We start from the raw sequence: 11932 nt of genomic DNA on the forward strand, positions 1-11932 counted from the left end.
CCCGGCCAGGCGGGCACCTTCACGCTGAAGAGTCCCTCCGCCAACGGTTTCCGCTACCGGCTCGGCGACGGTCCGATCACGACGGTCGCGGCCACCGGTGAGGCGCAGGTCCAGCTCACTCCGTCGACCAGCGGCACCCACACGCTCACCGCGTGGGCGCTCAACGGCCAGACGTCCGCTCCGGCAACGCACACCTTCACCGTCGGCGGTCTTCCGGTACCCGCGCCGGACGCGCCGGTCGTGACGTCCACGGACTTCCCAGCCGACGGACAGCCGCACGGCAGCATCGGTCAGGCCGGCACTGTCACCGCCCGACCGCAGGGCAGCACCGCCGCGGACGTGATCGTCCACCAGCTCGACACCGACGCGGCACCGAAGGAGCAGCCGGTCGCGAGCGGGGCAGCGCAGTTCTCGGTCACTCCGGTTCGATCCGGCAAGCGCACGCTCACCGTGTGGTCCAAGGTGTCCGCGACCGGCGCGTTGTCCGCGCCCGTCCGGCACGAGTTCGTCGCGGGCGCACCCGCCGGGCCGAGAGACTTCTTCTACGACGCCGCGGGACAGCTCGCCGGTGTCGCGAACAATTCGGGTGAGGCGGCGGCCTACCGGTACGACGACAACGGAAACCTCCTCGCCACCGAACGGTTCGTGCAGGGTGACGCGACGGTGTTTGCGATCGTTCCCGCACGCGGCCCGGTCGGAAGCACGGTCGAGATCAGCGGTGCCGGGTTCGCCGCGCAGGGCACGACCGTGACGTTCGACGGCGTCACCGCACCGGTGACCGCCGCGTCCGCCAACCGTGTCTCCGTCACGGTGCCGCAGGGTGTCAAGGAAGGCGTCGTGCGCGTCACGGCCAACGGAAAGACCTCGGTCAGTCTGCGGCCGTTCCAGCTGGCACGAGGCGTCACCGCGCCCGCGGTGGCTTCCGTGTCAACGGATCGCGGCGACCCCGGTGACGTCGTGACGATCACCGGCACGGGCTTCGACCCCGACATCGCACGCAACGTGGTGCGGTTCCACCAGACCGTGGCGCGGGTGCGCGAGGTGTCGCCGACCAAGCTGGTCGTGCAGGTGCCCGACGCCGCGTCGTCGGGCCGGATCACCGTCCGCACGCCAGGGGGCGAGGCCACCAGCGTGGCCGACTTCCTGGTCGCGCCAAGGGGTTTCGTGACCTCCAAGCTGGTCTACGGCGGCCGGCTGCAGCTCGGCCAGGCCGTGAACCTGGACGTCCCGGCAGGCAAGGCCGCAGTGGTGCTGGTCGACGGCAAGATCGGCGAGCAGCAGAACCTCAAGCTGGAGAACAACACCATTCCGGTGCGCTCGGCGATGTGGATGTTCACCCCGCACGGTGGTGACTTCGCCCGTCGCGCGCTCGGCGACCCGCTCGACCTGTGGGCGGGCAGCAAGCTGCACCAGGACCTGCCGGCGTTCAAGCACAACGGCACCTACACGATCGTCGTGGCGCCGGACGACGCCGCGGCGGGCAAGGTCAGCGTCACCCTGTCCAAGGACCTGACCGGCGACAGGCTGACCCGTGACGGGTCCGGTGTGCCGTTCGACATCCGGCAGGGCCAGCCGGTGAAGGAGATGCCGTTCACGGCGACCGCGGGTGAGTGGATGAGCTTCGGCCTCACCGACATCAGCGAGCCGGGCAACCACTTCAACGTCACCGTCGTCGACCCCGACGGCGTCCGGCTCACCTGGCGCGCGCGGCTGGGTGACTACATCCCGACCATGGTGTTCCAGGCGAAGAAGACGGGCACCTACAAGGTGATCCCGAACTTCGACCCCAACCAGCTCGGCTCCGGCCGGGTCTGGCTCTCCAGTGTGATCGACGCGGGACCGCTGGCGGTGAACGGGAATCCGACGTCCTACCAGGTGCTGCGGCCCGGCCAGTCGGTGCGGATGCAGTTCCAGGGCACCGCGAACCAGCCGCTGGTGCTGGGCCACACGGACAACACCATCAGGGAGAACGGTCGCGCCGCCTACCCGGTCAGCATCATGTCCGAACCGGACGGTCAGCAGGTCGAGCTGCGGGACGGCACAGCCGAGACGCGGAACCTGAGGATCCGCAAAACCGGCACGCACAACCTGTTCATCAGCGGCTGGGAGGCGGTCGGCGCGGCCAAGGCATGGTTGTCGACCGTCGCAGAGGGCGGCAAGCTGCCGGCGAACGCCTCCACCAGGGTCACCGTCGACCGGCCGGGCCGTGAGATGTGGCTCGACTACGACGGCGTCAAGGACAAGCCGCTGACGATGGTGGTGCGCAAGAGCGTGCCCGGTGAGGTCGTCATCAGGCTCTACCGGCCCAACGGCACCACGTCGGTCGGCGCGGTCACCGATGGCAAGCTCGACGTCCCCGCACTGCCGGAGACCGGCAAGTACCGGATCTTCGTCGACCCAGGCTTCGCGGTCACCGGCGACCTGACGTTCCACCTGTCCGAACCCGCCGATCTCGGCACACTCGTCCCGGACGCGGCACCGTCGAACATCAACATCACGGTGCACGGCCAGAAGATCATCGCCAAGATCGCGGGCACGCAGGGGCAGCGGCTGACCATCGGCACGGCGTCCGAGCGCATCCCGTTCCTGAAGTGGAGGGTGACCAAGCCGGACGGCACCACATTGGACACGTCCGGCAACAGCGCGTTCCAGAGTTCGCTCGGCCTCGATCTGACCCAGCTACCGGTCACCGGTGAGTACCGGGTGCAGATCGAGCCGGTCGACCAGGACGTGCAGCCCATCGGCGGCCAGCTGACGGTGATGCTGAACTCGGAGACCGACGGCGGCAAGATCGAGTACGGGGGAGCGGCCAAGACCGTCACGTTCAACCGGCCGGCGCAGAACGGCAGGCTGACGTTCGACGGCACGCTGAACGACCTGCCCAAGCTGAGCATCCGGCGCAACATCGGCAACAACGGCACCTACTACACGCTGTACGCGCCGAACGGCACGGTCGAGACGACCAGGCGGTTCGTCAGCACCGAGCCGTACGAGTTCTTCGCCCGGCTCAAGGCGACCGGCACGTACACGCTCGTCTTCGACCCGGCCAACAGCCCCGTCGGTTCGATCGACGTGTCCATCACCAAGCGGGCCACCGCGGCCCCGACCACGCGGGTCGACCCACCGGTGGTGCAGGAACCGACCTGTCCGCAGGCGGATCGGCGTCCACCCGCGGCTGCGGTGGGAGCCGCGCCGCAGGGCGGTGAGCAGCCGGAGCAGAAGGAGCTGGAGAAGCCGACGTCGACGCCGTGCAGCTCGTCCAGTGGCTGGCGGCCGGACGCCGCGAACCTCGGCGGTACCGACTGGAACACCCGCTACGACCCGCGTCCGGTGCGGGACCGCCCGCTGCAGTTCGCGGTCGGCTTCACCGGCGTGGTCGGCACCGTGCAGTCCACGGACGGTCAGCCGCTGGCCGGTGTGACGGTCAGCGCGCGGGACAAGAGGACCACCACCGACGCCGACGGCAAGTTCACGCTGATCGGTCTGCCCGAGGGCCACGTGTCGCTGCGGGTGGACGGCCGCACGTCCGGCCGTGCGTTCGGAACCTTCGACATCGGCGTGGACGTCAAGCAGGGCCAGGTGCTCGTGCTGCCGCACACCGTGTTCCTACCGGAGATCGACAAGAACTCCGTGGTGCACGTGCCGAGCCCGACGATCACCGAGACGGTCCTGACCACGAAGTCCATCCCTGGCCTCGAGGTCCGCATCCCGGCGGGCACGGTCATCCGCGACGCCGACGGCAACGTGGCCACCGAGCTGTCGCTGACCCCGATCCCGATCGACCGCCCGCCGTTCCCGCTGCCGCCGAGCAAGGTGCCGGTGTACTTCACCGCGCAGCCGGGTGGCGGCTACCTGTTCCCGCAGGGTGCGACGATCATCTACCCGAACTACACCAAGGAGGCGCCGGGCACCCGGACGCAGTTCTGGAACTACGACCCGGACGGCAAGGGCTGGCACGTCTACGGCCACGGGACCGTCTCGAAGGACGGCACGCAGATCGTGCCGGACGCGGACGTGAAGTTCTACCGCCTGACCGGCGCGATGACCGTGGTGCCGGGACTCAACCCGCCAGGCAGGGCGCCGTCGCAGAACAACAGCTGGCAGGGCGACCCGGTCGACCCGGCGACGGGTCTGCTGATCGACGAGCAGACCGATCTGGTCGTCGACGACATCATGCCGATCGAGGTCAAGCGGACCTATCAGCAGGGCGACGCGTTCGTGCGGTCGTTCGGCGTCGGCACGAGCTTCGAATACGGCGTGTTCCCGTGGGCACCGCTGGTCGACGGATTCCCGACGTTCAAGGAGTTCGACCTCGTCCAACCGGACGGCAGCAAGATCCACTTCACCCGCACGACGCCCGGTCAGGACTATGCAGGCGCGGTGTTCGCCGCCGACCCGACGACCACGAAGTTCGAAGGTTCGGTCGCGGTGTGGAACGACGCGGGCTGGGACGTCAAGCTGCGCGACGGCACCGTGTACGTCATCGGCGAAGAGGCACCGCTCCAGGAGATCCGGGACAAGTTCGGCAACGCGACGACGATCACCCGGGCTCCCGCGCCTCCTGGCGTGGACGGCAAGGTGCGGGCGAACGGCCCGGTCACGCAGGTGACGACGTCGAGCGGTCGCTGGGTGCGTCTCGCCTACGACGAGTCGAATCCGCCGCGCATCAAGTCGGTCGAGGACAACCTGGGCCGCCGGTTCGGCTACACCTATCTGCCCACCGGCCACCTCGAGACGGTGACCGACGCGGAAGGAGGCGTCACCCGCTACGGCTGGGACGCCAAGGGTTGCTGAAGACGATCACCAACCCGCGCGGTGTCCAGCAGTTGCTCAACGAGTACGACGACAAGGACCGGGTCAAGCAGCAGACCGCTGCCGACGGTGGTGTGACCAAGTTCGAGTACACCGATGTCAACGGCAAGATCACCGAGACGCGGATGACCGACCCGCGCGGTTCGGTGACCCGGTTCGTCTTCAACGATCGCGGCCAGGTGGTCAGCCAGACCGAGGCGTTCGGCACTGATCTCGCCCAGAGCACCACGACGGAGTTCGAGGAGAACGGAGTCCGGAAGAAGTCGTCGACCGACGCGCTGAACCGCAAGACCACGTACTCCTACGACGCCAAGGGACACGTCAAGGAGAGCACTGTTCTCGCCGGCACCCCGGAAGCGCGGACGGAGAAGTGGGAGCGCAACGGCCCGAACGGCGAGCTCACCAAGTACACCGACCAGTACGGCAAGAGCACGGTGTACGAGCTGGACGCACGTGGTGCGGTCAAGTCGAAGACGGACGCGGCCAACCGCAAGCTGACCTACGTTGTCGATCCACGTGGCCAGGTCACGTCGGTGACCGACCCGGCGGGCAAGACGAGCACCACCGACTACCTCGGTTCGGACGCGGTGCGCACGACCGACCCGCTCGGCAGGACGAGCACGGTCGGATACGACGCGCTGGGCCGGAAGGTGATCACCACCGACCCGCGTGGCGTGGCCACCGAGACCGCGTTCACCCCGGAGGGCAAGACCGCCTCGGAGACCGACGGGCTCGGTCGGACCGTGAGGTTCGAGTACGACCGCAACGGCAACCGCACCAAGGTGATCGACCCGCGTGGTGGCGAGACCGTCTTCCACTACAACCAGATGGACAAGATCAGGTCGATCACGGACCAGCTCGGCGTTTCGTGGGCCGAGGACGCGAGGTACGACCGCAACAACAACCTGGAGAAGGTCACCAACCGGCGCGGCGTCGTCGTCGAGCACAAGTACGACGCGCTGAACCGGCAGTACGAGTCGACGTACGGCACCGAGAGCAAGGTGACCCGCACGTTCGACCTCGGTGACCGGGAGAAGTCCGTTGTGGACACCGCGGTGGGCAACTCCTCCAACGACTACGACGGCCTCGACCGGATCAAGCAGGAGGTCACACCGCACGGCACGGTGTCGTACGGGTACGACACCGCGGCCGGTGTCCGGGACCGCACGGTGACCTTGGCCGGGCGTCCCGTCACGCGGCACCTGCAGGACGCTGCCGGTGGCCTGCAGGAGATCCAGCAGGGCGGCACGGCGGCGAGCGTGGTGACCCGCGACAGGGCCGGCCGGGTCGACCGGGTCGGCGCGACGGGCAACGGCGTCGGTCAGACCTACACCTACGACGACGCGGGCAACGTCAAGTCGATCACCTACAAGGCGGGCACGACCGTGCTCGGCGACCTGAAGTACGACTACGACGCACTCGGGTTGCCGATCAAGGTCAGCGGCACGTGGTCCCGCACGATGCTGCCCGAACCGTTCGGCCCGGCGGTCTACGACAAGGCCAACCGCGCCACTTCGGTCGGTGGTGTCGCGCTGCAATACGACGCGGACGGCAATCTGCTCTCCGACGGCACGGCGACCTACACCTGGAACGCCCGCGGTCAGCTCGCGACCGTGGCCAAGCCGGGACAGGCGGCGTCGTTCAGCTACGCCGCCGACGGTCGCAGGCTCGGCCGGACCGTCGCGGGGGTGACGACGAACTACCTGTACGACGGGGCGAACCCCGTGCAGGAGAAGGTGAACGGCCAGGTCGCCGGAAACATGACGAGTGACGGCGTGGACGGTCACCACCTCCGCGACGGCAAGCGGTTCCTGACCGACGCGCTCGGCAGCACCGTGGGCCTGGTCGACCAGGCAGGTGCGGGCGCGGCCTACACCTACGAACCGTTCGGTCGTACCTACGGCGGTACCGGCTTCGCCTACACCGGCCGAGAGGACGACGGCACAGGGCTCTACTACTACCGCGCCCGGTACTACAGCCCGGTGCTGCAACGGTTCCTCAGCGAGGACCCGATCGGCATCGCGGGTGGCCTGAACCTCTACGGCTACGTCGACAACGGCCCGACCACGCAGACCGACCCGACGGGGTTCGCGCCCGGCTGGCTCAAGAACTGCAACATGGGAGGCAACCGCAACAACCCCGCGATCGAGAAGGAGACGATCTACCCGAAGCCGGTCAAGCCCGGCGACGCGATGCAGCGGTGGGACGACTTCCTCGGCCCCGGCCCGCACAGCAACCTCAACCCGCGGACCGGCCTGCCCGACCCCAACCGGATCACCTCGGCGGACGGCTTGCGGTCCATCCGCTTCGGCAACCACGAGATGGGCAGCAAGCCGACGAAGTTCCACTACCACGAGGAAACCTGGCGCCGGGACAAGAGCAACCAGTGGTACGTGGACAATGTCCAGGTCCGGGTGCCGTTCCCGAAGGGATCGTGGTGATGAGGATCGAGGTGTCCGCCGTCGGTACGGACGACGTCGTGTCGTTCCGGTGCTCGGCCGGTGACGGTGCGGGCGTGTGGAAGGCGGCGGAACCACCGGTGGCCGGCCGGGAGTACGACGTGGAGGTGGACGTCGACGACGTGCGGCTCAGGCCCGGTGGCGTCGCCGGGGTGCGCCTCGACGGTACGTCGGTGGTGCTCGGCGGACTGTGGCAGGTGACGGAGGATGGCGCGACCTACCTCGATGTGGCGGGCACACCGGTGTCGGTGGAAGTGATCGACGGCGGTGCGGCTGTCTCCGGCGAGGTGGTCGAGGTGGTCGCGGACAGGACGGCCGTTCACCTGTTCCCCTACACCGTCTGATGCGGGAGGCCGGTGCCTCCACGGGAATCGTGGAGGCACCGCACCCCAGGGGCTGCGAACGGAGCGCGGTGATGAGTGACCGGGTCTTCCTGCTCTGGCACGTGCATCACGTCGCTGAAGATGAGAGCGGGGCGGTCCGGCACTTCGACGCTGACGGCGACTTCCGGGCCGACGAGGAGGAGGGTGACGACGTGAAACTCCTCGGCGTCTACTCCTCGCGGGAGAACGCGATGGCGCGGATCGAACGTGCCAAGGAGCTCGACGGGTTCCGCGACGAGCCGGAGTGCTTCTACGTCAGCGAGTACACGCTGGACGAAGACCAGTGGACCGACGGGTTCACAACGATCTGACGAAGGGTCAGCTCGCCTGCAGGATCGCCGCGAACTGCTCCCGGAGCTCAGGCCCGGGATCCAGCCCCAACTCCTCGGACAACAACTCGGAAACACTCCGATAGGCGGCCAGAGCCTCAGCCCGCCGCCCGGAACGCCGCAACGCCAGCATCAACTGGTGCCAGAACCGTTCCCGCAACGGGTGCTGCGCGGTCAACGACCGCAACTCCGACACCAGAGCGGCATGCCGTCCCAGCTCCAGATCGGCGTCGATCCGCATCTCCACCGCGTCGAGGCGGAGTTCTTCCAGCCTGGGCACCTCGGTCCGTTGCAACGGCGGAGAAGGAATTCCCTCCAGCGCGGGTCCGCGCCACAGCTCCAACGCCGCCGTCAGCAACCGGGCCCTGGTGGCAGGACCGGCGGCGGCAGCCTCCGCGGTCAGCTGGGAGAACCGGGTCAGGTCCAGCTGCGCGGGCGACACCGAGATCGAGTAGCCACCTGGCGTGGTGCGGATCAGCGACCCGCCGAGTGCGTGGCGCAGCCGCATCACGTAGTTCTGCAACGCCGCCACACCGCGCTGGGGTGGCTGCTCGCCCCACACCTGCTCGATCAGCGTCGTGGTCGGCACCGTGCGGTTGGGTCTCAGCAGCAGCGCGGCCAGCAGCGTGCGGAGCTTGGCGGCGCTGATCGGCACGGGTTCGCCGTCCGCTCGAACCTCCACCGGGCCCAGGATTGCGAACTCGAACACGATTCCCCCTGTGGTCACGACGACTCGACCATGGCCCGGCCGAGGTAGTCGTCCTTCGAACCGTCCACTCCGGGCAGCACGAAGAAGTAGCCGCCGCCGAACGGCAGCAGGTACTTCTCCAGCTCCTCCCCGGCAAGACGGCGTTGTGCGGCGGCGAAGCCTGTTTCCGGATCACGCTGGTAACAGACGAAGATCTGACCGGGCTCGGTGACGAACGGGTAACCGCGGCGCAGGATCTTGTGCTTCTCCTCGGCTGGCCGGGCGCGTCGCACGTGCGAGTCGAGCATCGCGGGCAGCTCCTCGCCCGATTCCTTGCGCCTGCCGAAAACCCGCTCCTGGTCCTCTGTGGACTTGTGGTCCCACGTCGGCATCGCGAGCTTGATCAGTCGCACCACCTGGTACGTGCCGCCCCGGTAGCACGCGGGTTCGTCGTCCCCGGCCCACACCTGGGGCGTGGCCGGGTTGCCCGCGCCCTCCTTGAACCCGAAGGCGTTGCGCTCTTCAGGCAGCTGATGCCCGTTCATTCGCCAGCGAAGCGTCAGACCAGGCACGTCGGCCAACTGGAGATCCACCTGTGCCGGTGTGTCCGCCAGCGCCTGCAGCAGCAAGTCTCCATGGCACCACTGCTCTTCCAGCACGTCGCCGGCGAACTTCGGCATGGTCGTCAGTCGTCGTGGTGCGCGCAGGCCGAACCTGTCGCCGAACAGAGACGCGCCGACGGCCACCGTGACCCCTCGCGAGGTAACTGTGCGCAGTACCGCGATGAGCTCGGTGCGGGTGCGCGCGGTGACGCCGTACGCGGCCACCCCCGCGGCGGGCGGGCTCGGTGCCAGCACGCCGGGTTGGTGGTGGACAGGAGCGACGGCGGCGGGCTGAGGCGTGTCGCATGCCGTCAGACCCGCCGCCGCCAGCCCCGCCAGAAAAGCCCGTCTGGTCAGAGAGTGAGCGTCCACCCGGCCAGCGATCCCTCGTCGATGCTGAAGTTGTCGCGCACGACCAGCTTCCACGTCCCGTTCGCGTCCAGAGTGGACAGCGAGAGCGGGAACGTCTGGTCGAGGTTGACCGCGTTGTCGGCGGCGTTCGCCTCGCGCAGCACGACCTCGGTGCCGCTCGGCGTGATCAGCCGCACGGACAGGTCACCGCGGAAGGGGTGTTCCGCCTGCACCCGCACGGTGGCGTTGCCGGCCACCTTGCGCCCGCACGCCGTCACGTCGAGCGCGACGGTGATGCTGTCCTGGTCCGGCACGGCCCGCCGGGTCGCGTCGGAAACGGTGCAGACCGGCTGTGCGATCGGTCCTGTGTGGAGGAACCTGTTGGGCGACTTCTGCGTGGTGGGTGGGTCCATCGGCGGTTCGAGGGTGGCGGGGGCGAGCACGCCGGTCACCGACCGGTTGAGGATCTCGGCGTGCACCTGCGCGGGCGTCAGGTTCGGCGACTGCGACAGCAACAACGCCGCGGCACCAGCGACGTGCGGCGAAGCCATCGACGTGCCCTTGAGCACCACCGTCGAGTGGTCGGTGGCGTTGTGCGCGGACTCGATGGACTCGCCCGGCGCGAACAGGTCGAGGCACGGGCCGTAATTGGAACCGGTGTCGCCGAACTTGGCCCAGCCCCTGGCGCGTTCGTTGACGGGATTGGCCGCGCCCACGGTGATCGCGGCCGGCACGTTGGCCGGGCTCTTCGAGCAGGCGTTCTGCTCGCTGTTGCCCGCAGAGACGACGTAGGAGATCCCGGCCGCGATCGACGCCTTGACAGCGTTGTCCTCGGTCGTGCTCTGGCCGCCACCGAGGCTCATGTTCACCACGGCGGGCCTGGCCGCGTTCGCGGTGATCCAGTCGATCCCGGCCACGATTTGGCTGATCGTGCCGCTGTTCTCACAGCTCAGCACGCGCACCGACGCGACCTTCGCCTTGCTGGCAACGCCGAACGTCTTGCCCGCGATGGTGCCTGCCACGTGCGTGCCGTGGCCGGTGGTGCTGCAGTCCTGACCGTTCCAGCCGTCGCCGATCGCGTCGAACGCGACGCTCGCCCGTCCTTCGAACTCGGCGTGCGCGGTGCGCACACCGGTGTCCATCACGTACACCGTGACGCCCTGACCAGCCTGATCCGGGTAGTCGTAGCGGTTGTCCAGAACAGTGCCACGCTGGTCGATACGATCGAGGTTCCAAATCGGGTTGGTCCGCACCGCGTCACCACGCACGACCGAGTCGGCCTCAACCCGTTCGACCCGCGGGTCAGCGGCGAGCCGGCGGGCCTGCTGCTCGGTGGCGGTCATCGCGAACCCTTGGAGCGCCGCGCTGTAGACGCGGTCGACCTGACCGCCATGACTCGCGGCGACGCCGAGTGCGTTGACCTGGCTGGATTTCTTCAACGTAACCACGTACTTGCCCGCGATCACTTCAGCCCCCACCGGTCTCAGCACCTCGCCGACAGCCGCATGGGCGTCGGCGGGGACGACGGTGGCGGCGAGAACCAAGGCAGCAATCAATCCGCGCATGCGAAACAGAGCCCCCAAAAATGACCGGCGGACGTGGAATGTCCGCACCCCCAGGTGTCGCGTGGCCCCACGCTCGCTCGAGACTGCCACGGCATAGGAGGTCCTTATACCGCCGAAAGGGCGTGCTGAGACGCACCTCCTGCGTGTGCAACTGAGGCCCCCATCACTGCTTGAAGAGTCAAGGGGCCAAATACTTTTGTTGCGCGGTCGACTTGCCGATCGTCGGACATTCGCTGCGGGCGCACGCTGTCCAAGGCAAGCTGTGCGCGCGGTGAAAACGATCCATCAGGCTGACTCGGTAACGGCGGAAGTCGTCGATTCACACTGACGATTCGGCGCTCGGCCTGAAGCGGTCCCGGAAGGCGGCCGGGGTCGTGCCGGTGCGGTGCTGGAAGTACTTGGAGAAGTTGGACGGATCGTCGAAGCCGAGTTGTCCGGCGATCCGTGCCACCGGGTCGGGTCCGTGAGCGAGGAGGCGTTTGGCTTCGAGCACCACGCGCTCGTCGATGAGCTGCTTGGCGCTGAGGCCGGTGTTCTCACGGGCGAGCCGGTTGAGGGTGCGGGTCGAATAGCCCAGGCGGGCCGCGTAGTCGGCGACCTTGTGCCTGGTGCGGAAACTCGCCTCCAGCTCGTCGCGGAACCAGACGAACACCTCGTGCGTGGGCAGGCGGCGGCCGCTGCCCTCCGGTTCGGCCATGACGAGCAGGAGCAGCGCCGCGGCGAGGGCGCGGGCCAAGGCGGCG

The 11932-nt window shown here is 68.4% G+C and carries 8 protein-coding genes; 4 read left to right on the forward strand and 4 right to left on the reverse strand.

Annotated elements, in window-relative coordinates:
- The 4 genes from FXN61_RS40595 to FXN61_RS40610 form a co-directional block, all read left to right on the forward strand.
- A partial coding sequence (locus tag FXN61_RS40595) for an IPT/TIG domain-containing protein (RefSeq protein ID WP_188136018.1) occupies window positions 1–4794 on the forward strand: 4794 nt, incomplete at its 5' end.
- Entirely contained in the window at window positions 4788–7253 is a 2466-nt protein-coding gene (locus FXN61_RS54905; RefSeq protein WP_167979193.1) for an RHS repeat-associated core domain-containing protein, read from the forward strand. The genes FXN61_RS40595 and FXN61_RS54905, both read left to right, overlap by 7 nt.
- On the forward strand, window positions 7253–7615 hold the full coding sequence (locus FXN61_RS40605) for a hypothetical protein (protein WP_167979194.1): 363 nt from the start codon (window positions 7253–7255) through the stop codon (window positions 7613–7615). The genes FXN61_RS54905 and FXN61_RS40605 overlap by 1 nt, the downstream gene beginning before the upstream one ends.
- Before the next feature lie 71 nt (window positions 7616–7686).
- Window positions 7687–7965: a DUF7336 domain-containing protein gene (locus tag FXN61_RS40610; RefSeq protein ID WP_167979195.1), complete on the forward strand. Its 279-nt coding sequence runs from the start codon at window positions 7687–7689 to the stop codon at window positions 7963–7965.
- Between the two features lie 7 nt (window positions 7966–7972).
- Here the strand turns inward: FXN61_RS40610 and FXN61_RS40615 are convergent, their stop codons facing one another.
- From FXN61_RS40615 to FXN61_RS40630, 4 genes are all read right to left on the reverse strand, one after another.
- The gene (locus tag FXN61_RS40615; RefSeq protein WP_167979196.1) at window positions 7973–8692 is read right to left on the reverse strand and encodes an AfsR/SARP family transcriptional regulator; all 720 of its coding nucleotides are present in this window, start codon (window positions 8690–8692) and stop codon (window positions 7973–7975) included.
- A 14-nt stretch (window positions 8693–8706) separates the two neighbouring features.
- Complete coding sequence (locus FXN61_RS40620) at window positions 8707–9645, reverse strand: Dyp-type peroxidase (protein WP_167979197.1); 939 nt, start codon at window positions 9643–9645, stop codon at window positions 8707–8709.
- Window positions 9627–11189, reverse strand: a complete 1563-nt coding sequence (locus tag FXN61_RS40625; RefSeq protein WP_167979198.1) for a S8 family peptidase — start codon at window positions 11187–11189, stop codon at window positions 9627–9629. Before FXN61_RS40625 ends, FXN61_RS40620 begins: the two co-directional genes overlap by 19 nt.
- 319 nt (window positions 11190–11508) lie before the next feature.
- Window positions 11509–11932, reverse strand: a 424-nt coding sequence (locus FXN61_RS40630) for a helix-turn-helix domain-containing protein (RefSeq protein WP_167979199.1), incomplete at its 5' end; no start/stop codon positions are given.

This window comes from Lentzea indica, assembly GCF_012184385.1.
In the GTDB taxonomy this organism is placed as follows: Bacteria; Actinomycetota; Actinomycetes; order Mycobacteriales; family Pseudonocardiaceae; genus Lentzea; species Lentzea indica.